The following is a 25,607-nucleotide window of genomic DNA, read 5'->3' on the forward strand; positions in this document are numbered from 1 at the left end:
CTCCTCGCCTGCGGGCGGCCGCGGGGTGGCCGGCTGGATGGGCAGATCGCGGGTCTCGTACTCGTCCACCGTGACGTCGGGGGCACTCACGACAGGACCTCCTCTTGCACGTCGTCGGTTTCGGGTTCGGGGACGGTCTCGGCCGGGGTGCCGGTGAGGGAAAGGAACACATCGTCGAGAGTGGGACGCACGACGTTCGCGTCGAGCACGCAGACACCGGCGTCGTCGAGGCGGCGCAGCGCTTCGACCATCGTGCGTGACCCGTTGCCCACCACCACCGACACCTCGTCGCTGCCGGGCTCGTGAACCGGCTCGCCGACCCCCACCTGCTGCAGGACCTGCACCGCGGGCCACGGGCTCTGCCCCGCGGCGAGGGTGACCGTGAGCCGGTCGCCGCCGATGGAGGTCTTGAGTTCGTCGGCCGAACCGCGGGCGATGACCGTGCCCTTGTCGATGACGGTGATCCGGTCGGCGAGCAGGTCGGCCTCCTCGAGGTACTGGGTGGTGAGCAGGACGGTGGTGCCGTCGTCGACGAGATCACCGATCACCTGCCACATGTCCAGGCGACCGCGCGGGTCGAGGCCGGTGGTCGGTTCGTCGAGCACCACCACCGGCGGCCGCGCCACCAGCGCACCGGCCAGGTCGAGGCGACGGGCCATGCCACCGGAATAGGTGCCTGCCCGCCGACCCGCCGCGTGGTCGAGTCCGAACGCGGTGAGCAGTTCCTCCACGCGCACGACGGACTGCTTGCGTCCCATGCCGTACAGGCGCGCCACCATGCGCAGGTTCTCGTAACCGGTCAGGTTCGCGTCGACGGCCGCGTACTGGCCGGACAACCCGATCCTGGTGCGCGCGGTGGCCGGGTCGGCCAGCACGTCGATACCGGCGACCCGCACCGAACCGGCATCGGGTCGCAACAGCGTGGTGACGATCCGTACGGTGGTGGTCTTGCCCGCACCGTTGGGGCCCAGCAGGCCGAGCACGGTCCCCGCCGGGATCTCCAGGTCGATCTCCTTCAGTACGCGCACCTTGCCGTAGCTCTTCGCCAGGCCGCGCACTTCTACCGCGAGACTCACGGTCGCATCTCCTTCTGGCCGCTGCCGCACACGGTGATGTCCGGGACGGCGTCGAGGTGGCGATGCAGCACGGGGCCGATCGCCGCCAGCGATTCCGGTGTGGTCATCGCCGCGTGCCTGCAGGGCAGGTCGTGGTTGTGGATGTTGCCGGTGACGAACGGCTGCCAGGCGTCGGCACAGCGGCTCGGATCGGCGGCGTTGATCTCGTCCGCCGTGGCGGTGAAGAACACGAGGTCGCCGTCGAAGGTGCGCGGCCGGAACCGGTTGGCCATGACGGTGCCGTCGGCGTACCCGGTGTAGAGGCGTTGCAGATGTTCCACCGAGAGCGCGGCGAACGGACCGGCCTGGGCCCGCAGCAGATCCGCCGCTTCGTTCAGGTCGAGGTCGGCGGGCAACGGTTCGCCGTCGACCAGGTCGGCGCCGAACTCGCCGAGGATGTCGGCGACACTGGGCATCGAGGTGTCGAGCCAGCGGTCACCGAGCTGGTAGCTGTCCATCATCGCCAGCAGCGCGACGTCTTCGCCCGCGTCCTGCAGCTGCACGGCGATCTCCTGCGCGATCAGGCCGCCGAGCGACCAGCCGAGTAGGTGATAGGGACCGTGCGGCTGGATCGACTTGATATGGGCGACATAGTGTCCGGCGGCTTCGGGGATCGAGATGAAGCTGTCGTCGCCGGACACGTGCGGGGCCTGCAGGCCGTACACCGGGCGCTGCGGGGCGAGATGAGCGAGCAGTCCCGCGTAGCACCAGGCCAGCCCGATCGCCGGGTGCACGCAGAACAGCGGGGTGTCGTGTGGGCTGGTGGACGGGCGGATGGCCAGCACCGGGCTGGTGGCCGCCTCGATCACCGCGTCCGGGTCGAGGTCGTCGAGCTTGGCCGCGATTCCCGCGGGGGTGGCGTCGCCGAACATCATCTGGACGGGCATGTCGTAGCCCTGCTCACGCAGTGCCGCGACAACTTTGGTGGCCAGCAGGGAGTTGCCGCCGAGTTCGAAGAACCCGTCGTCCACGCCGACCCGCTCGACCCCGAGGACCTCGGTGAACACCGCGCACAGCGCCATCTCGGCGACGGTCGCCGGCGCGCGGTACCCGCCGGACGCGGTGAACACCGGCTCGGGCAGCCGGGCTCGATCGAGCTTGCCGACCGGACTCAGCGGCACCTCGTCGAGCAGCATGATCGCCTGCGGGACCATGTAGTTCGGCACGTGACCCGCGACGTGCTCGAGCAGTTCGGGCACGCTCGGCGCGCTCCCGTTGCGTGCCTTCACATACGAGACCAGCGCGGTGACCCCGGCCTGCGTGGTGTGACCGATGGTGAGCGCGAGCTCGACATCGGCGTGCCGGGCGAACGCGACGTCGATCTCGCCGAGTTCGATCCGGAATCCGCGGACCTTCACCTGATGGTCGGTGCGGCCGACGTACTCCACGTCCAGCGCCGACTTGGCGCCGTCACGCCAGCGCACCAGGTCGCCGGTCCGGTACATCCGTTCGCCCGGCGCGCCGTAGGGATCGGCCACGAACCGCTGGGCCGTGAGTCCCGGCCGGTTGAGGTAGCCGCGCGCCAGGGCCGAGCCCGCCAGCTGCAGCTCGCCGGTGACACCGATCGGGGTCGGGTGCAGTCGCCGGTCGAGCACGGTGGCCGCGACGCCGCGGATCGGCCCACCGATGGTGATCGGGCCCCGCGGGCTCATCGGCTGCGGCATCAACGTGACGATGGTCGTCTCGGTGGGGCCGTAGACGTTGTAGAAGTTGCGCCCCGGCGCCCAGCGGGCGAGCAGTTCCGGCGGCAGCGCCTCACCACCGGTGAGCACGTGGGCCAGCGAGTTCACGCCCGCCGGGTCGACAGTGCCCAGCGCGGCGGTGGTGATGAACGCGTGGGTGATCCGTTCCCGGATGAACACCTGCCGCAGGTCCTCGCCGCCGACCACCCCGGCCGGGGAGATCACCAGCGTCGCCGCGCCACCGAGCGCGAACAGGATGTCGAGCATGGCGGCGTCGAAGCTCGGAGTCGCGAAGTGCAGCACCCGGCTGCCGGGACGCACATCGAACCGGTCGGCGGTCTCGGCGGCGAAGTTCGACAGACCGCCGTGGGTGACCACGACGCCCTTCGGGGTCCCGGTGGAGCCCGACGTGTAGATCACGTACGCCGGATTGTGCAGGCGCAGGGGGCGAATCCGTTCGGCGTCCGTAACCGGCGAGTCGTCGGTCCCCAGCACGGTGGCCCTGGTCTGCGGGTCGTCCAGGACCAGCCAGCGGGTATCGGCGGGCAGTCGATCGCGGTGCTCGAGCAGCGTCAGACCCAGGGCCGCAGCGGAATCGGTGAGCATGTGACTGATCCGCTGCGGCGGGTAGTTCGGGTCGACCGGCACGAACGCGGCGCCCGCCTTCGCGACGGCGAGCATGGTCGCCACCGACTCCACCGAACGCGGAATACCCAGGGCCACCAGGGTTTCCGGCCCCACACCCTGTCCGATCAGGACACGGGCGAGCCGGTTGGTCCACCGGTCGAGCGCGTCGTAGGTGACCACGGTGTCCCCGGCGCACAGCGCGACGCCCTCGCGGGAACGAGCCACGGCGGCACCGAAGACCGCGGGCAGCGTCACCGCCTGCTCGGCGCGGGCACCGTGCACCGGTGCCAGCGCGGTCCACTCGACCGCGTCGAGCAGGGCCAGGTCGCCGACCGCGGTGTTCGGGTCGGCGGCCACGGCGGTGAGCAGCCGGACCAGGCGGTCGCCGAGCCTGCGCGCGGTGACCTCGTCGAACAGGTCCGCCGCGAAGTTCACCGACAGGCTGATGCCGTCGCCCACCCGGTCGGCGGTCTGGGTCTCGGTGAAGGTGAACTGCAGGTCGAACTTGGCGATACCGGCGTCGGCGTCGACGGCTTCGATCCGCAGACCGGGCAGTTCCAGCATCCGCACCGGGGTGTTGCGCACCGACAGCATCACCTGGAACAGCGGGTGGTGTGCCTGGGAGCGCGCCGGGTTGACGACCTCGACGAGCCGTTCGAAGGGCAGGTCGGCGTTCGCGAACGCGTCGAGGTCCCCGTCGCGGACGGTGCGCAGCAGGTCGACGAACGCGCGCTCGTCGGAAACCTCGGTGCGCAGCACCAGGGTGTTGACGAACATGCCGATCATCGCGTCGAGTGCTGGATGTCCACGGCCCGCGCTGGCGGTGCCGACGGCGATGTCCTCGGTGCCGGTGACCCGGTGCAGCAGGACCGCCAGCGCCGCGTGCAACACCATGAACATGCTGACGTTGTTCGCCGTGGCGATGCCGCGCAGCGCCCGGTGGGTCGCCGCGTCGACCGTGCAGTCGACGGTGCCGCCCTGGTAGGAGGGCACCGGCGGGCGCGAGCGGTCGGCCGGGACGGTGAGCAGCTCCGGCAGGCCGTCGAGCACACCGCGCCAGTGGTCGAGCTGCTTGCTGATCAGCGAGTCCGGGTCGTCCTCGGTACCGAGGAGTTCCTGCTGCCACAGGGTGTAGTCGGCGTACTGGACCGGCGGGATCTGTTCGCCGAACGGTTCACCGATCTGGATGCCACGGTAGGCGGCGGCCACTTCGGCGGCGAGCGGTTCCAGCGACCAGCCGTCCATCGCGATGTGGTGCACGACCAGCACCAGCACATGCTCGGTCGAGCGCGCGACCGCGAACTTGGCCTTGGCCGGTGCCGACTGCCCGGTGTGGTCGACGCTGATCAGCGCCGCCCGCATGGGCACCGAGGCCGACAGGTCGAATCCCGGGGTGACGAAACGGGTCACGGCGGTGTCGACCTCGCTCGCGGTGGCCGTCGCGTGGAACAGCGTGACGGCGGCGATCGCCGGGTCGAGCACCAACTGCTCGGGCTCGCCGGCGGTCTCCGGGAACACCGTGCGCAGCGTCTCGTGCCGACGTTGCACCGTGTGCAAAGCGGCAATGAGCGCATCGAGGTCGACCGTGCCGTGCAGGCGCAGTACGACCGGGACGTTGTAGGCGCCCGAGGACTGACTGTCACCGCCGGCACCCGCGTTGAAGCGGTTGAGGAACCACAGCCTGCGCTGCGCCGCCGACAGCGGAATCCGCTCCGGGCGTGGCTGGGGCACCAGGTCCGGCCGGTGTTCGTCGCCGGACGGTCCGGATTCGATGAGCGCGGCGAGTTCGGCGACGGTCGGCGCCGCGAACACGGTGCGCACTTCCAGGCGCACATTGCTGGCCGCGGCCAGCCGGGCCACCAGCTGGGTGGCCAGCAGCGAGTTGCCGCCGATGTCGAAGAAGCTGTCGGTGGCGCGGACCTCGCTCGCCCCGACCAGCTCCTCGAACACTCGCGCGACCGTCCGCTCGGCGTCGGTCTGTGGTGCCCGGCCCGCGGCGGCGGTGAACTGCGGTTCCGGCAACGCCGTGCGATCGAGCTTGCCGACCGGAGTGAGCGGCACTTGGTCGATCAGGTTCAGCGACGCGGGCACCATGTGCCCGGCCAGCCGGACCATCGCGTGCCGCTTCACCCCGGCCACCTCGGCCGGGTCGACGCCCTCGTTCAGCTGGATCCACGCGACGATCCGGTCGTCGCCCGCGATCCGGCGGACCTCGGTGTGTGCGAAGCGGACCTCGGGATGACTGCCGAGGACGGCGCTGATCTCGCCGAGTTCGATCCGGAAACCGCGCACCTTCACCTGATGGTCGCTGCGACCCAGGTAGTCGATCTCACCGTTCGCCGTCCAGCGCACCACGTCGCCGGTGCGGTACATCCGGCTGCCCGCCGGGCCGAACGGGTCGGCGATGAAGCGTCCCGCGGTCAGGCCGTAGCGCTCGTGATAGCCCTGGGCGATGCCGGCGCCGCCGATGTAGAGCTCGCCCGGCACCCTGCCGACGACCGGTCGCAGCCGCTCGTCGAGCACGAGGGCCCGTGAGCCGCGCACCGGCGTGCCGATGGCGACCGGAACACCCACCCGCAGCTCCGACATCGCGGCGATGACAGTGAACTCGGTGGGCCCGTAGGCGTTGACGAACCGCCTGCCCGGCGCCCAGTTCTCTACCAGGTCCGGCGGCACCGCCTCGCCACCGGCCATCAGACCGCGCAGCATCGGCAGCGGGTGGCGGGTGGGGTCGATCGAGCCCAGCACCGCGGGCGTCAGGAAGGTGTGGGTGATCTGCTCGCGTTCCAGCAGGGTCCCGAGTTCGTCACCGCCGTAGATGTCGATCGGGCCGATCACCATCTCGGCGCCCGAGTAGACGGCGAGGAGCATGTCGAGCACCGAGACGTCGAAACTGGGTGTGGAGAAGAAGAACGTGCGGGAGAACCGGTCGAGGCCCATCCGTTCACGCAGGTCGAGCGCGAGACTCGTGAGACCGCCGTGGGTGACGGTGACGCCCTTGGGCAGGCCGGTCGAACCGGACGTGTAGATCTGATAGGCCAGGTCGGCGGTGCGCACCGGCCGGACCCGCTCGGTGTTGCTGATCCGGACCCCGTCGTAGCCGGCCAGTTCGGCGTTCAGCTCGTCGCCGTCCATCAGCAACCACTGGGTGTCGATCGGGCCCGCGGCCTCGCGCAACGAGTCCGCGTCGGCGCGCGCGGTGAGTACCGCGCTGGCACCGGAGTCGGTGAGCATGTGCCGCACCCGGTCGGCCGGGTAGCGCGGGTCGACGGGCACGAACGCGGCGCCGCTGGCCGCGACGCCGAAGATGGCGAGGGCGCAGTCCAGTGAGCGGGTGAGCCCGACGGCCACCCGGTCGCCGGTGCCGATGCCGCGCGCGATCAGCGCCCGGCCCAGCCGGTGCGCCCGGCTCGCGACCTCGGCGTAGTCGAGCTCGCCCACGTCCCCGGCGACGCTGCCGTCGGCGAACCAGCGCAGCGCCGGCCGCTGCGGATACTTCGTGGCGGCACCGTCGAGGATGTCGGCCAGGATGACCGGCGTGACCGCGGCGGGTCCCTGTGCGGGGACGTGCTCACGGTGCTCGAGCACGGTGAGCGGGTCCAGATCGCACACCAATTGCCGTGGGTCGGCGGTCACCTGGGTGAGGATCTGCACGAACCGGTCGGCGAGGGTCTGAATGGTGGCGGCGTCGAACAGTTCGGTGGCGTAGACGAAGTCGAACCGCAACCCGCTGTCCTCGGCGGGCGCGACCCGCAGTTCCAGGTCGAACTTGGCCAGGGCGATGTCGAGCTCTTCCGCGGCCAGCCGCAGTCCGGGCAGTTCCAGCGCGGGTGTGCGGTTGTCCTGCATGCTCAGCGCGACCTGGAACAGCGGGTGGCGGTTGCTCGCCCTGCTCTCGCGGCCCAGCGCGTCGACGACGCGCTCGAACGGCACATCGGCGTGGGCGAGGGCGGCGAGCTCGCCATCGCGATCGGCATGCAGCAGCTCGGTGAAGCTGCGGCCGGGATCGACGTCGGAGCGCAGAACCAGGGTGTTGACGAACATGCCGACGAGGTCGTCGAGCTGGATGTCGGTGCGCCCGGCGACCGGGGTACCGATGGGGATGTCGCGGCCACCGGTGACGCTGCGCAGCAGCACCGACAGCGCCGAGCGCACGACCATGAACAGGCTGACACCGGTGTGGCCGGCCAGCTCGTCGAGCGCGTGCTGCAGCGGTGCCGAGACCGCGCAGGTCACGGTGCCCGCGGACCCGGTGGGTTCGGCGGGGCGTGGCCGGTCGAACGGCAGCGGCAGCTCGTCGGGCAGTTCGGACAACGTCTCGCGCCAGAACGCGAGCTGGGTGGCGGTGATGCTGTCCGGGTCGTCCTCGCTGCCGAGCACCGCCCGCTGCCACAGGCTGAAGTCGGCGTACTGCACCGGCAGCGGTGCGCGTTCGGGGACGGCGCCCCCGGTGCGAGCCACGTAGGCCAGTGCGAGATCACGCGTCAGCGGGCCGAGCGACCAGCCGTCGGCGGCGATGTGATGGACGACGACGCCGAGCAGGTGTTCGTCGGATGCAGTGCGCAGCAACGACACTCGCAGCGGCGTCTGCCGGGTGAGGTCGAAGCCCTGGCGGGCCAGCGCGGTCAGCGCCGCGTTCGCCCGATCGGGTGCGGTGTCGACGGCGTCGATCACCGGCATCGCCTGCTCGCGCGGCAGGATCACCTGCTGGGCGCCGGAGAGGTCTTCGGGGAAGACCGTGCGCAGTACCTCGTGGCGCTCCACCAGGTCGCCGAGAGCGCCCCGCAACGCCTCGACGTCCAGATCTCCGCCGATTCGCAAGACGAATGCGATGTTGTAGGCGCTCGATTCGGGGGACAATCGGTTCAGGAACCACAGCCGTTGCTGCGGCAACGACAGTGGTATGCGTCCCGGGCGCGGGGTGTGTACCGCCAGCGCCACCCGCTGCGTCCGGGGCGCTTCCGTGATCAGCCGGGCGATGCCCGCCACGGTCGGTGCCTCGAAAATCTGCCGGACCGGCAGGTCCACCTCGAATTCGGCGTGCAGCGCGGCGGCGAGCCGGGTGGCCAGCAGCGAGTTGCCGCCGATGTCGAAGAAGCTGTCCTCCGCGCCGGGGATCGGGCGGCCGAGAATCTCGGTGAACACCGCGGCCACCCGCATCTCGAGGTGCGTGCGTGGCGCACGCGACCCACCACTGACCACGAATTCGGGTGTGGGCAGGGCCTTTCGGTCGAGTTTGCCCGCCGGGGTGACCGGCATCGCGTCGAGCACCGCCAGTGCGGCGGGCACCATGTAGCCGGGCAACCTGCTGCGGGCGGTGTCGAGCACGGTGGCCGGGTCGATCGGGCCGTCGGCGGTGACGTAGGACGCGAGCCGCTGCTGCCCCTGCTCGTCGACGTGGACGACGGTCAGCGCGGACCGAACGCCCGGGTGTTCGCGCAGCACATGGTCGATTTCGCGCAGTTCGATCCGGAACCCACGGATCTTGATCTGATCGTCGGCGCGGCCGAGGAAACGCAGCAGGCCGGTCATGTCGGCGACGACGAGATCGCCGGTGCGATACATCCTTTCGCCGACGCGGCCGTGCGGGTTGGCGACGAACCGCTGCGCGGTGAGTGCCTGCTTGCCGAGGTACCCGCGGGCCAGGCCGGGCCCCGAGACGTAGAGCTCGCCCGGTGTTCCCGGCGGCACCGGGTTCATCCGGCCGTCGAGCACGAACAGCCGCATGCCGCGCACGGGGGTGCCCAGCGGGACAGGCTCGCCCGGAACCATGGCCGCGCTCGCGGTGACCGCGACGGTGGCCTCGGACGGGCCGTACATGTTGTGCATCCGGTACTTCGTGGCCCAGGCTTCGACGAGTTCGTCCGAGCACGCCTCGCCGCCGACGATCACCGTGTTGAGTGCCGGGAACTCACCGGCGGGCACCGTGGCCAGCGCGGCCGGAGTGATGAACGCGTGGGTGATGCGTTCCGAGCGCAGGAAACCGGCCAGCTCCGCACCGCCGTACAGGTCGGCGGGGGCCACCACGATCGTGGCACCCGCGGCGAACCCGAGCAGCAGTTCCAGCACCGAGGCGTCGAAGCTGGGTGAGGAGAAGTGCATGGTCCGCGCGTGGTCGGTCACCTTGAACAGCTGGGTCTGCTCGCTGGCCAGCGAGGCGATGCCCGCATGGGTGACCACGACGGCCTTGGGTGTGCCGGTCGACCCCGAGGTGTAGATGAGGTAGGCGGGCTGCCCGGCTCGCATCGGATGCCTGCGGTCGGCATCGGACAGGGGGCTGCCCGAGCGGACCGCGCAGTCGGCCTCGAAATCGGCCGTTCCGAAGACCATCCACTCCGGTGCCGACCGGTGCTTACCGGTGCCGGTGGGCAGCGCGGCGAGATGCTCGGGCAGGGTGAGCCCGAGCGTGGCCCCGGAGTCACCGATCATGTGCGCGATGCGATCGGCCGGGTAGGCGGGGTCGACGGGCACGTACGCGGCGCCGGTCTTGGCGACCGCCCAGATGGCGATGATCGACTCGAGGCTGCGCGGCAGCGCCACGGCGACCACCGTTTCGGGTGCGGCGCCGTGCGCGATGAGACTGCGCGCCAACCGGTTCGAGCGTTCGTCGAGTTCGCGGTACGTGGTGTCGAAACCGAGGTAGCGCACCGCCACCGAGTCGGGCAGGTGTTGTGCGGTGTCGCCGAGCAGCCGGGCCAGGGTGCCCGCCGGTTCGGCGGGCGCACCGGCCACGGGGACCAGGCGGGCGATCTCGCGACGGTCGAGCACGTCGAGGTCGCCGATCGCCGTGGTGGGGGTGGCGACAGCGGCGGCCAGCAGCGTGGTGAACCGCCGGGCGATGGCCTGCACCGTGGCGCGATCGAAAACATCCGTGGCGAAACCGAATTCGGCGTGCAGCGGTCCGTCGTCGTGAGTGTCGCGAACCTCGAGCTGCAGGTCGAACTTGGCGACGCCGATCTCGATCGGCACCAGTTCCGCGGTGACACCGGGCAATTCGACCCGCAGTTCCGGGGTGCGGTCGTAGGACAGCATCACCTGGAACAGCGGATGCCGGGTGGTCGAGCGATCGGGATTGACCAGTTCCACCAGCCGTTCGAACGGCACGTCGGGGTTGGCGAAGGCATCCAGGTCGGTCTCGCGGACCAGGTCGAGCATGCGCTCGAAGCCGGCGCCGAGGTCCACTTCGGTGCGCAACACCAGGGTGTTGACGAACATGCCGACCAGTTCGTCCAGCGCCGGATCGGAGCGGCCCGCGATGGGCGTGCCGATGGTGACGTCGGTGCTCGCGCACAGCCGCGCCAGCAGGGTGGCCAGGGCGGCGTGCAGCACCATGAACATGCTCACGCCGCGACCGGTGGCGAGTTCGGCTGCCGCGCGCCGGGTTTCGCCGTCGATGACGAATTCGACGGTGTCCCCGCCGGTGCCACGCTGTTGCGGCCGTGGCCGGTCGAGGGGCAGGTCGAGCTGATCGGGCAGCCCGGCCAGCGCACCGCGCCAGTGCCCGAGCTGGCGCGCGATGGGTGCCTCGGGGTCGGTTTCCTCACCGAGCAGTTCCCGCTGCCACATCGCGAAATCGGCGTACTGCACCGGCAGCGGTGCCCACTGAGGCGCGGCGCCGCCCGCGCGCGCCGACACTGCGACCATCAGATCCCGGGCCAGCGGTGCGACCGACCATCCGTCACCGCTGATGTGGTGCAGCACCACGAGCAGCAGGTGATCCTCGGCGCCCACCCGGTAGAGCGCGACCCGCAGCGGTGTCTCGGTCCGCAGGTCGAAACCGCGCCCCGCCACCTGCGCGGCCAGCGCGGGAATCTCGGCGGCGGCCACCTCGATCGGCATCAGCTCGGGTTCCACCCCGGCCGCGGGGTGGATGCGCTGGTACGGACCCTCGGGGCCTTCGGGAAAACTGGTGCGCAGGCTCTCGTGGCGGTCGAGCACGTCGCGCAGACCCGCACGCAACGCCTCCAGGTCGAGATGCCCGGTGAGCCGCAAGGCCAAGGGCATGTTGTAGGCGGCGGCGTGTTCGGCGAACCGGTTGAGGATCCACAGCCGCTGCTGGGCCAGCGACAGCGGCACCCGTTCCGGTCTGCGTGCCGGAACCAGTTTCGGTGTCGAGGTCTCGGGCCGGTGGGTGCTGATGTAGCCGGCCAGCGCGGCGATGGTCGGCGACTCGAACATCTCCCGGATGCTGAGGTTCGCATCGAGGGTGGTGTTGATCCGGGCGACCGCGCGGGCCGCGACCAGGGAATTGCCGCCGAGATCGAAGAAGCTGTCCTCGATCCCGATCGTGGTGCCGTCCAGGGCGAGAACCTCGGTGAAGATCTCCGCGAGCGCGCATTCCAGCTCGGTCTGCGGTGCGGCGGCGCCGGTGGTGACCCGCACACCCACCTCCGGTGCGGGCAGGGCTGTGCGATCGACCTTGCCGTTGGCGCTCAACGGCAGTTCGTCGAGCACCACCAGTGCCGAGGGCACCATGTAGGACGGCAGGCCGCGGCGCAGTGCCGCGAGCAGGACGGTGGGATCGGGCGCCGACGCGCCGGGCGCGGCGACCACGTAGGCGACGAGTTCGTCCTCACCGATGCGGCCGGTGCGGGCCACGCAGACCGCGCGGGCGATATCGTCCTGCGCGAGCAACGCGGATTCGATCTCGCCGAGTTCGATACGCAGTCCGCGAATCTTCACCTGGAAGTCGGTGCGGCCCAGGTATTCCAGGACGCCGCCGGCGATCTGCCAGCGCGCCAGGTCACCGGTGCGATACATCCGCTGCCCCGAGGCGAAGGGGTTGGCGACGAACCGGTCGGCGCTCAGGTCGGGACGGCCCAGGTAGCCACGGGCCAGTTGCGCGCCCGCCAGGTACAGCTCGCCGACGACACCGGGCGGGACCGGGCGCAGATGCGGGTCGAGCACATAGGTCTGGGTGTTCCACACCGGCGAGCCGATCGGCACCGTGGTGGCCTCGGCCGGGCACGGCCAGTAGGTGACGTCGACCGCGGCCTCGGTGGGCCCGTAGAGGTTGTGCAACTCCGGTCCGCCGTCGGGGCCGTGCAGCGCGGCGTGGAAATCGGCGACCGTCGCGCCGGGCAGCGCCTCACCACTGCAGAACACCCGGCGCAGCCCCGCCCCGCCCCGCACGCGCGGGTCGGTGACGAACAGCGACAGCATCGACGGCACGAAATGAGCTGTGGTGATGGACCTTTCGGTGATGATCCGGGCGAGGTAGGCCGGGTCGCGATGCCCTTCGGGAGCGGCGACGACCAGGCGCGCACCGACCTGCAGCGGCCAGAAGAACTCCCAGACCGACACGTCGAAGGTGGCCGGCGTCTTCTGCAGGACCGCGTCGGTGTGGTCGAGCGGGTACTCGGCCTGCATCCAGCGCAACCGGTTCACGATCGCGGCATGCGTGACACCCACGCCCTTGGGTTTACCCGTGGAGCCCGAGGTGAAGATGACGTAGGCGAGATGATCGGGGCGCAGCGGCGCGGTGCGGTCGGCGTCGGTGATCGGCGCGACGTCGTTGCCGCTCACGTCGAGCGTGTCCAGATCGACCCGGACGGCGCCCTCTGGCAGCCGGACCCCGTCGCGATCCGCGGTGAGTACGCACACCGGATGTGCCTGTGTCAGTACCGCTTCGATGCGATCGACCGGATGCCCGGGATCCAGCGGCAGGTAGGCCGCGCCGGTCGCGAGTACCGCGTAGATCCCGACGACCAGATCGACACTGCGATGCAGGCACACACCGACGGTGGTCTCCGGGCCCGCGCCGCGGGCGATGAGTTCGCGTGCCAGCTGGTTCACCCGGTCACCGAGTTCGGTGTATCCGAGTGTGCGGTCGCCGAATTCGAGACCGATGGCGTGCGGGCTGCGCGACACCTGGTCCTCGAACAGCGAGACCAGCGTCGCGGCCTGCATCGGCATCTCGGTGGCGTTCCACTCGCGCAGCACCCGCTCGTTCTCGGCGGTGGTGATCGCGGTGAGCGTGTAGGTGGGGGTGGTCGGCTCAGCGGCCAGGAAGCGCGCGAGGAAGTCGAGGTAGCGCGCGTGGTGGGCGGCGTTCTCGGACTCGCCGTAGAGCTTCGGATTGGCCTCGAAGTCGAGCTGGATGCGGCCGCCGTCGCCGTTGTAGATGTTGATCGAGAGGTCTTCGACGGGTCCGGTGGCGAGCACATGGAGCTGACCGGCGATGTCGTCGAACTTCAGCTCGTCGTGGAACAGCATGATGTTGACCATCGGCCCGAAGAAGCCGCGCGCGTCGCGGGAGTACCCGCAGTCCCGCCGGATGTCGTCGGAGCGGTAGCGCTGGTGGCGCAGGGCGCCGGTGATCTGGAGTTCGGTCTGGCGCACGACGTCGGCGACGGTGGTGTGCTCGTCGAACCGCAGGCGCAGCGGCACCACGTTCGACACCACACCCGCCGACCGGCGCAACGCGACGGTGGTGCGTGCCGAAACCGGAAGGCTCAGTACGACATCCGGGTCACCGGTGACCGAACGGACATAGGCGGCGAGCGCGGCGACGATCAGCGCGGAGTTGGCCGAACCGTGTGTGGTGATCGCGTCGGTGAGCAGCGTGTCGAGGTCGGCGTCGAGTACCGCGGTGGCACGGTGGCGCCCCGCGTCGTGGGTGTCGCCCGCGGCGGTGACCGACGACAGCGTCATCGGTTCGCCCACACCGGCGAGCTGTTCCATCCAGTACTCGCGGTCGGCACGGAACCGGCTGGACTCTCGATAGCGGGATTCGTCGGCGTAGAGGTCGACGAGCGCGGCGGCGCGGGAAACGGACGGCTCACGCTGCTCGCCGACCGCGGTGTAGATCTCGGCGGTGCGCGAGAGCGCGTTCATCGCACCGTAACCGTCGATCACGATGTGGTGGCCGCGTTCGTACCAGAACCAATCCCGGTCACCGATCCGCAACACCACATTGATGGTGAGGGGCTCGTGCTCCATGTCGATCGGGGTGCTGGCATGGGCGTTCATCCAGGCCAGCGCGGCGGCCCGGGGGTCGGATTCGCCGCGGAGGTCGATCCGGCCCCAGCCGGGCCGCCACGTGGGGTCCACTCGCTGGTGGGGCACGCCGTCGATCTCGAGTAGGCGGACGTGTCCCACCTGGGATTCCGCGCCGAAGCGCTCGACCGCGTACAGCAACCGGCCGACGTCGAGATCACCGTGCAGTTCGACGTAGTGAGCGATGGTGAGCGGAATATCGGGCCGGATCCGTTGCGCGTACCACAGTGCTGTCTGACCGGGCGAGAGGGCGAACGGTTGGCCCGGGTCCTCGTCGGTGATGCTCGAGCTGACGTGGTCGGTGGCCAAAGAACTCATCAAGCACTCCGTTTCTGCCTTGTGTCACAACTCCCCGAGCAGCGCCCGGGCACACGACGGCCCAGGGCGTGGCTTTTCCACGCCCATGATTCGGAGTACTACGGCAGCCGGATGGCTACGAATGTGAATTTATTTCGAGCTCAACGAATTACACCCCTGAAGCAGCAACTTTGTGCCGCTTCCCCCCGGTTGAAACAAACCGCTTATTCAGAATTGTCCGAACTTCGCGCAAGATGCGTCGGATTCGCGCGGCGGCGTCGAAGTAATAGCAATCCGACACCGATCGCGGTCAGGATAACGGACGCGAGTTCCGGCCACCCACCGATTCGGGTAGCGACTGTTGTTGTGTCGCGCAACGGTAGCTGGGCCACCAAGGCGGCGGGGACGACTTGCTCGGTGTGCTGCCTGAGCACGCCGTCAGCGGTGATGATCCCGCTGACACCCGTGGTTGCTGACACCACGAGCGCACGCCCGTGTTCGACCGCGCGTACCCGCGACATCGCCAGTTGCTGGTAGGTCATCTCGCTTTCGCCGAAGGTGGCGTTGTTGGTGGGCACCGTCAGCAATTGGGCGCCCGCGGCGAGGGAATCCCGAAATGCCCGATCGAACGCGACTTCGTAACAGGTCGCCACGCCGACCGGCACACCGGCGGCCGTCACCGTTCCGTCACCGTTACCCGGTACGAAATAGCCCGCGCGGTCGGCATAGGAGGAGAACAAACGGAAGAAACCGCGCATCGGCAGGTATTCGCCGAACGGCTGGATGATCTTCTTGTCGTGGCGCTCCCCCGGGCCCGCCGTGCCGTTCCACACGATCACCGAGTTGGTGGTCGTGCGGTCACCGTTCACCAGGACTGCGCCGACCAGGATCGGGGCGCCGATCCGTACCGAGGCTTCGGTGATCTCGGCGGCGGCGTCGGCATTGCGCAGTGGATCGATATCGGAGGAGTTCTCGGGCCAGATCACGATGTCGGGCCGCGCGGCCTGTCCGCGGGTGACGGCGTCGGCCAACTCCTCGGTGCGCCGGACGTGGTTGTCCAGCACGGCGCGGCGCTGGGCGTTGAAGTCGAGCCCGAGCCGCGGCACACTGCCCTGGATCGCCGCGACCGTGATCGTTCTGATACCTGCGTCCGGGGCGGGCAGTGTCGGCCGCAGGATCACTCCGGCCAGGGGCATGGTAGCCACGGCCACCACCGCGGTGGCAAATCCGGTGCGCACGGCGCGAGTGTTCGGGCGTGGCGCGGGCGTGCGGGCCCAGGTGACGACGCGCAGGGCGAGCGCGGCGAGCGCGGTGCCGGTCAGCGCGACCGCGAAGCCGACCAGCGGCGCACCACCGTAGGCGGCCAGCGGCAGATACCACCCATCGGCTTGACCGAAAGCGACCCGCCCCCACGGGAATCCGCCGAACGGGACGCTCGACCGCACCCATTCGCTCGCGGTCCACGCCAGGGCGAGCCAGATCGGCCAGCCCGGCAGCGCGCTCAACCCTCGAGCGAGCGCACCCCAGAGGCCGAAGTACAACGCGCACACCGTGGACAGCGCCAACCACGGCACCGGACCCACGTAGATCCCGGTCCACGGCAGCAATGGCACGAAGAACGCCAGCCCGCCGAGCAGCCCGTACCCGAAACCGCCGCGCAGCCTGCCCGGCCCGCGCACCGCGAGGGTGAGCAACGCGATGGCCACGGGGGCGAGGAACCAGAACGGGCGGGGCGGAAAGCTGCCGAACAGCAGCAGCCCGCCCACGACGGCCGCGAGCAGCCGCAATACCGCCGGGTGCGAAGCGGCGGCGGATCGGCCCGCACCGGGATCCACCTCGCCCGCTGATGATGCCGGCTCGGCTGCGGAGTCGGGGTGGTTACCCGTCGCGGGATCGATCATGGTGTGTCGCTCCGTGATTCGTTGCTGGCGGCGGGTCAGGCAGCGTAGATCGTGATGCCGTCGCGCACGGTGCGCAGGCAGGTCGGCAGGTCGACGCCCGGATCGAGGCGCGGGAGGCCGGGTACGCGGGAGCGGGGGTCGGTGGACCAGCGCTGCACGGTGTCGGCGGCCGCCGCGACGACGAGCTCGCCCGCGTCCCACACGGCATAGGAGGCGGGTGCGCCGGGAACCAGCGTGCCCGCCATCCCGTCGCGCACGCCGCCCGCGCGCCAGGCGCCGCGCGTGGCAGCGGCGAAGGCGGCACGCGGGGACAAGCCGTGGCCGGGGGTGCGGTGGTGGACGGCCGCGCGCACCTGTTCCCACGGGTTCATGACGGTGACGGGCGCGTCGGACCCGATGGCGAGGGAGATGCCCGCTGCCGCCATCGCCGAGAACGGGTTGAGGCCCGCGGCGCGCTCGGCGCCGAGGCGGGTCGCGTACATCCCGTCGGGTCCGCCCCACGCGGCGTCGAAGCCGGGCTGCACGGACGCGATCACGCCGAGCTCGGCCAGTTGTGCGATCGCAGCCGCGTCGGTCATCTCCGCGTGTTCCACCCGGTGCCCACGTGAGGCGATCGCCGGACCACCGAGTTCGGCTGCGACACGGGCGAATCCGGCGACGACGGTATCTATGGCGGCGTCGCCGATGGCGTGGAAACCGGCCTGGATCCCGGCCTCGGTGCACGCGCGAATATGCGCGGTGATCGTGTCCTCGTCGAGGAAGCTCTTGCCGCAGCCCGCCGCGTCGGCGTAGGGCGCGCGCAGCAGCGCCGTGTGCGAGCCGAGCGAGCCGTCGACGAACAGGTCGCCACCGAGCGCGTGCACGCCGAGCTCGTCGAGCAGGGCGCGCGCGTGCTCCGCGGTGCGCACGGCCTGACCCCAGTAGGCCCGCACGGCCACACCGTGGTCGAAAGCGAGCAGTTCGCGGATGTCGTCGCGGCCGGAGATCTCCGGGCCCGCGCATTCGTGGACCGCGACGATGCCGTGGGCGGCCGCCGCGTCGAGGGCCGCCCGGCGAGCCGAATCACGCTGGGCACGAGTGAGTTCCGCGAGCGCGATGGTGCGCACCCGGTGGTGGGCGTCGGCGCGCAGCAGTTCGCCACGCTGATACCCGTCGCCGAGGTCACCGGCGGCGTCGAGCAGCGCCGAGGAGGCGACGGCCGAATGGGCGTCGACCCGGGCCAGGTAGACCAGCCTGCCCGAACCGGCGGCCTCGTCGAGTTCGGCGGCCGTCGGCGGACGCTGCTCGGGCCAGCCGGTGTCGTCCCAGCCCTCGCCGATGATCACCCCGTCCGGCTGGCTCGCGGCGTGCGCACGCACCGTCTCGAGCAGGTCGGACAGGGATCCGGCGCCACGCACGTCGAGCCCGGTCAGCTGGAGTCCCAGCGCGGTGACGTGGACATGGGGGTCGACGAACGCGGGCGCCACGAACGCACCGTCGAGATCGATGATCTCCGCATCGGGGTGCATCGCGCGCCCGGGCGCCTCGGCGCCCAGCCACACCACGGTGCCGTCGGTGACCGCCATCGCGGCCGCGTCCGGGGAGCTCGAACTGTAGAAACGACCGCCGATCAGCAACTGGGTACTCACGATGCCCCAGTCTGCCGTATCGCCGGATCGGCACCTCGGCAGGGACAGGCTCCGGTCGGCGGCGCGAGCGTCAGGTCGGCAGCGACAGTGCGGCGCGCACTTCGGCGTCGCCGAACCCGGCGAGACAATGCCCGCCCGCCTCCACGGCGATCAGTTCCAGCCGCCATGCGGCGGTGGTGAAGTCCGACATCGACTGTCCGGCAGCGGCGCTCGCTCTGCGCACCGCGTCGGCCAGTTCCTCGCTCACCGTGACGGTGATCTGCTCGGTGGCCATGTCGGTACTGTAGACCCTTCGCCGCCGCGCGCGGGCGTGTCGGTCGAGGCCTTGTCGGATCAGGCTGGGCCGAGCGCGCGCGGACCCGCGGTGTGACCATCGTCGTACCACTGCCCGACCACGGTGCCGTCGACCACGTCGCCGTCCGCGTCGACGACCATCCCGCGATACGGCGAGGGCGCGAACGAGGGCAGCGGGCCGAAGCGCCGGGTGCCGAGCTTCTCCAGCGCCGGTCGCAGCAGCGCCCTGGTCGGCGGGAACAGCGCGAGCAGGCCGACGAGTCCGGTGACCAGACCGGGCACGAACAGCAGCACCGAGCCGGTGGCGACGATCACCCCGTCGGCGACCGCGCTCTCGGCGGTCACCTCACCGCGCGAGGCCCGCCGGAATCGGTCGAACACCCGCCTGCCCTGCCGTCCGAGCAGCACCAATCCCACGCCCGAGACGGCGACGAGCACGATCAGCGCCCAGCCGATGCCGATCAACTGGGCGAGACCGACGAGGGCGGCGATCTCGACGACGAGGTAGAGGACGAACAGCACTGCGGTCATGGCGATCCTTTCGGACGATCTACCCCTTCAACGCACGAGCGCCCGATTTTTCTCCCGAGCGAGCCGGCGAATTCAGCCGCCCGGTCGCACGAGCCCGGTCTCGTAGGCCAGCACCACGGCCTGCACCCGGTCGCGCAGACCGAGTTTGGTGAGCACCCGGCCGACGTGTGTTTTCACCGTTGCCTCCGACAGGAACAGCGCCGCGGCGATCTCGGCGTTGGAGCGGCCGACCGCGATCTGTTCGAGTACCTCGCGTTCGCGCGCGGTGAGGACGTCGAGGATCTTCGGGTCGCGCAGGCTCGTCGGGTCCTCGGCCACGAGCCGGTCCAGCAGCCGCTTGGTGACCTTGGGCGAGACCACCGCGTCACCGGCGGCGACGCTGCGGATGGCCGAGACGAGATCCTCGGGCGGGGTGTCCTTGAGCAGGAATCCGCTGGCGCCCGCACGCAGGGCGCCGAGCGCGTGTTCGTCGAGGTCGAAGGTGGTCATCACGAGCACCCGCACGCCCTCCCCCGCGGCCACGATCTGCGCGGTGGCCGTCACTCCGTCGACAACCGGCATCCGCACATCCATCAGCACCACATCGGGTCGCAGTTCGCTCGCGCGCCGCACGGCTTCGTCGCCGTTGCCCGCTTCACCGATCACGTCGATGTCGGGGTGCGCGCCGAGCACCATTTTCAGGCCCATCCGCATGAGTTCCTGATCGTCCACCACGAGCACGCTGATCGGCATTGCCCCACCCTAATAGTCACCGCCGCGCAGCATTCCCCCGTGTTTTCCCGCACGACCGCGGGCGAGCGGGGTTCAGTCCGTTTCGGTCCGCAGTGGAAGGTCGGCGCGTACCTGCCAGCGGCCGTCGTCGAGTCTGCCCGCGGACAGAGTGCCGCCCAGGACCGCGACCCGTTCGCGCATGCCGACCAGCCCCATCCCCGCGCCGGGAATCTCGGCGCCCGGACTCACCTGTGCGGGAACACCGCCGCTGTCGACGACTTCGACGCGGATGTCCTCCTCGCGCCGATGCACCCGGACCACCGCCTTCGGCTCCGCTCCCGCGTGGCGCAGGGTGTTGGTGAGCGATTCCTGCACTATGCGGTGCACGCCGAGGCTCACCTCGGGGGCGATGTCGTCGAGTTCGCCGGTCAGCTCGAGGTCGACGGCCAGGCCCGCCTCGCGCATCATCTGGGCCAGCTTCGCGATGCCCGCGCTCCCGTGCTGGGGCAGCAGTTCCGGTGCGTGCTCGGTGCGCAGCAGGGCGACGGTGCGGCGCAGTTCGCGCAGCGCGTCGCGACCGGTACCCGCGATGGTGGCGAGCGCGCGTTCGGCGGTGTCGGGGTCCTGACGCAGGGCGTACTTGGCGCCGTCGGCCTGCACGATGATGACGCTGACGGCGTGCGCGACCACATCGTGGAGTTCGCGGGCGATGCGGGTGCGTTCGGCGGCGACCGCGTCGTGGGCGCGCCGTTCCTTGTCGTAATCGGCGACGGCCAGCCGCGCCGCCACCTCGGAGTCGTACGCGTGCCGGGCACCGTTGAACTCGGCCAGTGTCCAGCACAGCGCGTAGATGAGCGCGACCATCGCCAGATCACCGCCGCGCGGCTCGTCGAGCAGCAGGACCGACGCCACCATGTCGAGCGCGAGGAAGGCGAGGAAGATGAGCCCGTCACGTCGGCCGACATAGGCGACGAGCGTGTAGAGCATCACCCCGAGCCCGATCAGGGCGACATGGTCGGCTACCTGTCCATCGATCAGGTAGCCGATGAGAGTGTTCAGCAACGACAGCACCAGCATCGCCGCCGCCACCGCCCGCGGATACACCCGCCGCAGGATCAGCGGCAGCGGCACGATCACCGAGAAGATCAGGTAGACGACCTTGTTGTGTTCGTCGCCCACCCCGAGGGCATCGAGGAACAGCAGCAATCCCGCGAGAATCGAGTCGGCGACGATGGGTCGTCCGCGTAGCCACAGGCTGAACCGGCGCACGGGCCCAGCGTAGCCCCGGCTGGCTTTCCGGCCGTGATCTTGATTGCCTGGACGCGTGCAACTCGGAGACTGGACGGTCCTGCTGGTGGCCGCCGCGGCGGCGGGCTGGGTCGACGCCGTGGTCGGCGGCGGCGGGCTGATCATTCTGCCGACCCTGTTCCTCGTCGTTCCCGGCATCGCACCGCAGACCGCGCTGGGCACCAACAAGCTCGCCGCCCTGGCAGGCACCGCGACCGCGGTGGCGACCTTCGCGCGCAAGGTGCCGATGCAGTGGAAGGTACTGCTGCCCGGCGCGGTGATCGCCGCGATCACGGCCGCGTGCGGCGCGGCGGCGGTGTCGCTGATCGACCGCGACCTGTTCATCCCGCTGGTGATGGTGGTGCTCGTCGGGGTGGCGGTGTTCGTGACCGTGCGCCCCTCGGTCGGCCTGACGATGGCCACCCATCCGCCGACCCGGCGCAAGGTGATCCTGGTGGTCGGCCTCGCGTCCGGTCTGATCGGCCTCTACGACGGGCTGCTCGGGCCGGGCACCGGCACCTTCCTGATCATCACCTTCGCGACGCTGCTCGGCACCGAGTTCGTGCGGGCGGCCGCGATGGCCAAGGTGATCAACTGCGGGTCGAACGTGGGTGCGCTGCTGTTCCTCGGCTCGACCGGCCACATCCTGTGGGGTCTCGGCGCGGGCATGGCGGTGGCGAATGTTCTCGGCGCGCTGATCGGTTCGCGGATGGCGCTGGCCAGGGGCGCGGGGTTCGTCCGGATCGTGTTGCTCGTCGTCGTGGTGGTGATGGTGATCCGGTTGGGGTGGCAGCAGTTCGGTTAGGGCGCCGATTCGGTCAGCGCACCGGTTCGGCGGCCGCGGACGCGGCGAGCCACGGTTGCAGGACCCGCGAGGTGGTCTCGTGGATCTTGCGATGGAGGCGTTCACCGTCGTCGATGCCGTGCTGTGGCTGCTGGAACAGCACCGTCAGCGCGCCCGACACCGCGCCGACCACGGCGCCGACCAGCGCCGCGGCGCCGACCTCGTCGAGTTCGTGCGGGAACGCGATGTGCAACTGGTGGGCGATCTCGCGCTGCGCGACCAATTGCGCGTGCGCGGCGCGACCGCTCACCGAGGGGACGGTCCGCGAGACCCGCGCCCGCAGGGCGGCCACCCGCGAACCGACGTCGTCGACGAGGTGTTCGCCGGGGTTGTCGCCCGCCGCGCGCAAGGCCCGCAGCAACACCTCCACCGGTCGCTCGCCGGGCCGACGGGTGGCGATGGCGGCGACCGCCGCGCGCACCCGTTCGTCGGGTTCGGGGAAGAGCAGTTCTTCTTTGCTCGCGAAGTAGTTGAAGAAGGTCCGGGTGCCGACCTCGGCCTCGGCCGCGATGTCGGCGACGGTTGTCTCCTCATAGCCTCTGGCCTCGAACAATTCGACGGCGGCCACGAGGATCGCACGTCGGGTTCGTTCCCTTTTTCGATCGCGCAGGGCAGATGGCGGCACGGCGGGCACCCTACGGCATTTTCGGCACCGCTCGCGGGATGACCGGAGTCCGCGCGTCACAGCGGCAACAGACATGACGGTGCGCCGGAAGCGGTTCCGGCGCACATGTGTCGGTGGCACCGGTTAGCGTAGGTGCGGTGAGCGATACCACGACTTCCAGAGATGTGGACGAGGAGTTCCGCGCGCTCGGGCTCGCCACCCTGGCCGAGGCCGCGCTGTCGGCGGCCCGCGCGGCCGGCGCCGAGCATGCCGACCTGCGCGTGCAACGGTTGGTGACCCAGTCGATCCGGTTACGGGATGGTCGCGTCGAAGCGGTCACCGACGCGACCGAGCTGGGATTGGCGGTGCGCGTGATCGTCGACGGCACCTGGGGTTTCGCCTCCCACGCCGCACTCACGCCCGAGATCGCCGCCGAGGTGGCGCGCCGGGCGGTGACTGTGGCAAAGGCGCTGCGCGCGCTGAACCGGGAGCGCGTCGAACTGGCCGACGAACCACGCTATGACGAGGTCTCGTGGGTCTCGGCCTACGACCTCGACCCGTTCACGGTGCCGGCAGCCGACAAAGTGGCGCTGCTGCAGGACTATTCGGAACGGCTGTCCGCGGCCGACGGTGTCGACCACGTCACCGCCTCGGTCCTGCAGGTCAAAGAGCAGACGTTCTACGCCGACACCGCGGGTTCGTCGATCACCCAGCAGCGGGTGCGGTTGCACCCCCAGTTGGAGGCTGTCACCGTCGATTCCGCGTCGGGGGTGTTCGAGACGATGCGCACGCTCGCCGCGCCCGCGGGCCGCGGCTGGGAGTACGTCACCGGCGCCGACGGAACATGGGACTGGACGGGCGAACTCGCGCAGATCCCCGGCTGGCTGGCCGAGAAGGTGAAGGCGCCCAGCGTGGTCGCGGGCCCCACCGATCTGGTGATCGACCCGACCAACCTGTGGCTGACGATCCACGAATCCATCGGTCACGCCACCGAATACGACCGCGCGATCGGCTACGAATCCGCCTACGCGGGAACCTCGTTCGCGACGCCCGATCAGCTCGGCACGCTGCGGTACGGCACACCGATCATGCACGTCACCGGTGACCGTACCGAGGTCAACGGGTTGAGCACCGTCGGGTACGACGACGAGGGCGTGGCGGGCCAGCGGTGGGACCTGGTGCGCGACGGCATCCTGGTCGGCTATCAGCTCGACCGCGTGTTCGCCCCGCGTCTCGGGCTCGATCGCTCCAACGGATGCTCGTATGCCGATTCGCCGCACCATGTTCCGATCCAGCGGATGGCGAACGTGTCGTTGCAGCCGGATCCCTCGCGTGACACGACCACCGCAGAGCTGATCTCCCGTGTCGAGGACGGCATCTACATCATGGGCGACAAGAGCTGGTCGATCGATATGCAGCGCTACAACTTCCAGTTCACCGGTCAGCGGTTCTTCCGGATTCGCAACGGCGAACTGGACGGGCAACTGCGCGATGTCGCCTACCAGGCGACGACCACCGATTTCTGGGGGTCGATGGAAGCGGTCGGCGGGCCGAGCACCTGGCAGCTCGGCGGCGCCTTCAACTGCGGTAAGGCACAGCCCGGTCAGGTGGCGGCGGTGAGCCACGGCTGCCCGTCGGTGCTGGTGCGCGGGGTCAACATTCTCAATACCCGGACGGAGGGCGGTCAGTGAACGAGGGTCTGTTCCCGGCGGGCACGGTGGTCGAGCGTGCGCTGGCGGCGTCGAAGGCCGACGAGGCGATCGTGATCGTCACCGACGCGCACGAGGCGTCGCTGCGGTGGGCGGGCAACTCGATGACCACCAACGGCTCGTCGATTTCGCGGGAGTGGGCGGTGATCTCGGTGTTCCGTGACGGCCCGAACACCGCGCGGGTCGGTTCCATCAGCTCCACCAGCGTCGATCCCACCGAGATCGAGGCCGTGGTGCGCGCCAGCGAGGAAGCCGCGCGCACGGCCGCCCCGGCCCGCGACGCGATGCCGCTGCTCGAACCCACCGACGACGACACCGCCGCGTGGGATCAGGCGCCCGGCGCCACCGAGATCGACGTGTTCGCCGGGCTGGCGCGCGACCTGTCCACCGGTTTCGACGGCACCGACCGGCTCTACGGTTTCGCCCACCACCAGGTGCACACCACCTGGCTGGGCACCTCGACCGGTGTTCGCCGCCGGTTCAGTCAGCCGACGGGTTCGGTGGAGATCAACGGCAAGCGCGGCGAGGGCAAGGATCTGGCGAGCGCGTGGGTGGGGGTCGGCACCGCCGACTTCACCGACGTCGACACCCCGGGCCTGCTCGCCGAGTTGTCGCGGCGCCTGGGCTGGTCCGCGCGCCGCGTCGAGCTGCCCGCCGGCCGCTACGAGACCCTGTTGCCGCCGTCGTCGGTGGCCGATCTGATGATCTATCTGGCGTGGAGCATGGAGGGCCGTGGCGCGCACGAAGGCCACACCGCGTTCTCCCGCGCCGGTGGCACGCGAATCGGTGAGCGCCTCAGCGACATTCCGTTGACCCTGTACTCCGACCCGAACGCGAGCGGTCTGGAATACCGGCCGTTCGTGGCGACCCCGTCGTCGTCGGAGTCGCTGTCGGTGTTCGACAACGGTCTGTCCGCGCGGCGGGTCGACTGGATCGGCCGCGGCGTCATCGAATCGCTGGTCTATCCGCGCGCGACGGCGGCCGAATTCGCCGCCCCCGCCACGGTTCCCGGCGAGAACCTGCTGCTCACCGGCGGCGGCGAGGCATCGCTGGACGACATGATCGCCCGCACCGAACGCGGTCTGCTCCTCACCTGCCTGTGGTACATCCGCGAGGTCGACCCCGCCACCCTGCTGCTCACCGGTCTCACCCGCGACGGCGTTTACCTGGTCGAGGACGGCAAGGTCACCGGCGCGGTCAACAACTTCCGTTTCAACGAAAGCCCCCTCGATCTGTTGCGGCGGGTGTCGGAAGCGGGTGCCACCGAGATCACCCTGCCCCGCGAATGGAAGGACTGGTTCACCCGGACCGCCATGCCCCCGCTGCGCATCCCCGACTTCCACATGTCGTCGGTGAGCCAGGCCACCTGACCGGGGTGA

Annotated in this window: 12 protein-coding genes; 3 read left to right on the forward strand and 9 right to left on the reverse strand. The window is 70.3% G+C overall.

Translation table 11 applies throughout. The features are described 5' to 3' along the window. Positions 1 to 86: 86 nt before the first annotated feature. The 8 genes from ACWFRF_RS06330 to ACWFRF_RS06365 form a co-directional block, all read right to left on the reverse strand. Positions 87 to 1,076: an ATP-binding cassette domain-containing protein gene (locus tag ACWFRF_RS06330; protein ID WP_378987919.1), complete on the reverse strand. Its 990-nt coding sequence runs from the start codon at positions 1,074 to 1,076 to the stop codon at positions 87 to 89. Then, on the reverse strand, positions 1,073 to 14,740 hold the full coding sequence (locus tag ACWFRF_RS06335; protein WP_452449108.1) for an amino acid adenylation domain-containing protein: 13,668 nt from the start codon (positions 14,738 to 14,740) through the stop codon (positions 1,073 to 1,075). Before ACWFRF_RS06335 ends, ACWFRF_RS06330 begins: the two co-directional genes overlap by 4 nt. A 203-nt stretch (positions 14,741 to 14,943) precedes the next feature. Next, positions 14,944 to 16,620, reverse strand: a complete 1,677-nt coding sequence (gene lnt, locus ACWFRF_RS06340; RefSeq protein WP_452449109.1) for an apolipoprotein N-acyltransferase — start codon at positions 16,618 to 16,620, stop codon at positions 14,944 to 14,946. A 35-nt stretch (positions 16,621 to 16,655) separates the two neighbouring features. Then, on the reverse strand, positions 16,656 to 18,248 hold the full coding sequence (locus ACWFRF_RS06345; RefSeq protein ID WP_452449110.1) for an amidohydrolase: 1,593 nt from the start codon (positions 18,246 to 18,248) through the stop codon (positions 16,656 to 16,658). Between the two features lie 70 nt (positions 18,249 to 18,318). After that, the gene (locus ACWFRF_RS06350; RefSeq protein WP_378987931.1) at positions 18,319 to 18,522 is read right to left on the reverse strand and encodes a hypothetical protein; all 204 of its coding nucleotides are present in this window, start codon (positions 18,520 to 18,522) and stop codon (positions 18,319 to 18,321) included. Positions 18,523 to 18,581: 59 nt separating this feature from the next. Continuing rightward, positions 18,582 to 19,073 (reverse strand): FxsA family protein, encoded by a 492-nt coding sequence (locus ACWFRF_RS06355; protein WP_378987934.1) that lies wholly within the window; start codon positions 19,071 to 19,073, stop codon positions 18,582 to 18,584. 72 nt (positions 19,074 to 19,145) lie between these two features. Beyond that, complete coding sequence (locus ACWFRF_RS06360) at positions 19,146 to 19,805, reverse strand: response regulator (RefSeq protein ID WP_378627551.1); 660 nt, start codon at positions 19,803 to 19,805, stop codon at positions 19,146 to 19,148. A gap of 72 nt (positions 19,806 to 19,877) precedes the next feature. Continuing rightward, entirely contained in the window at positions 19,878 to 21,053 is a 1,176-nt protein-coding gene (locus ACWFRF_RS06365) for a sensor histidine kinase (protein WP_452449111.1), read from the reverse strand. Between the two features lie 55 nt (positions 21,054 to 21,108). Here ACWFRF_RS06365 and ACWFRF_RS06370 point away from each other — a divergent pair, with 55 nt between their 5' ends. Next, a complete protein-coding gene (locus ACWFRF_RS06370) occupies positions 21,109 to 21,876 on the forward strand; it encodes a sulfite exporter TauE/SafE family protein (protein ID WP_378627548.1) in 768 nt (255 codons plus the stop codon). Between the two features lie 13 nt (positions 21,877 to 21,889). Here the strand turns inward: ACWFRF_RS06370 and ACWFRF_RS06375 are convergent, their stop codons facing one another. Beyond that, the gene (locus ACWFRF_RS06375) at positions 21,890 to 22,483 is read right to left on the reverse strand and encodes a TetR/AcrR family transcriptional regulator (protein WP_378987940.1); all 594 of its coding nucleotides are present in this window, start codon (positions 22,481 to 22,483) and stop codon (positions 21,890 to 21,892) included. Positions 22,484 to 22,677: 194 nt separating this feature from the next. Here ACWFRF_RS06375 and ACWFRF_RS06380 point away from each other — a divergent pair, with 194 nt between their 5' ends. Both ACWFRF_RS06380 and ACWFRF_RS06385 read left to right on the forward strand, forming a co-directional pair. Next, positions 22,678 to 24,210 (forward strand): TldD/PmbA family protein, encoded by a 1,533-nt coding sequence (locus ACWFRF_RS06380; protein WP_452449112.1) that lies wholly within the window; start codon positions 22,678 to 22,680, stop codon positions 24,208 to 24,210. Between the two features lie 8 nt (positions 24,211 to 24,218). Then, on the forward strand, positions 24,219 to 25,598 hold the full coding sequence (locus ACWFRF_RS06385; RefSeq protein WP_378988466.1) for a metallopeptidase TldD-related protein: 1,380 nt from the start codon (positions 24,219 to 24,221) through the stop codon (positions 25,596 to 25,598). Positions 25,599 to 25,607: the final 9 nt, after the last annotated feature.

The sequence above is a fragment of the Nocardia sp. NPDC055165 genome, assembly GCF_053606985.1.

Excerpts from the sequence above, each read along its gene's own strand:
- ACWFRF_RS06335 (WP_452449108.1), bottom strand. The coding sequence starts at position 14,740 with ATGAGTTCTTTGGCCACCGACCACGTCAGCTCGAGCATCACCGACGAG.
- ACWFRF_RS06360 (WP_378627551.1), bottom strand. The coding sequence starts at position 19,805 with ATGCCGATCAGCGTGCTCGTGGTGGACGATCAGGAACTCATGCGGATG.
- ACWFRF_RS06350 (WP_378987931.1), bottom strand. The coding sequence starts at position 18,522 with ATGGCCACCGAGCAGATCACCGTCACGGTGAGCGAGGAACTGGCCGAC.
- lnt (WP_452449109.1), bottom strand. The coding sequence starts at position 16,620 with ATGATCGATCCCGCGACGGGTAACCACCCCGACTCCGCAGCCGAGCCG.
- ACWFRF_RS06355 (WP_378987934.1), bottom strand. The coding sequence starts at position 19,073 with ATGACCGCAGTGCTGTTCGTCCTCTACCTCGTCGTCGAGATCGCCGCC.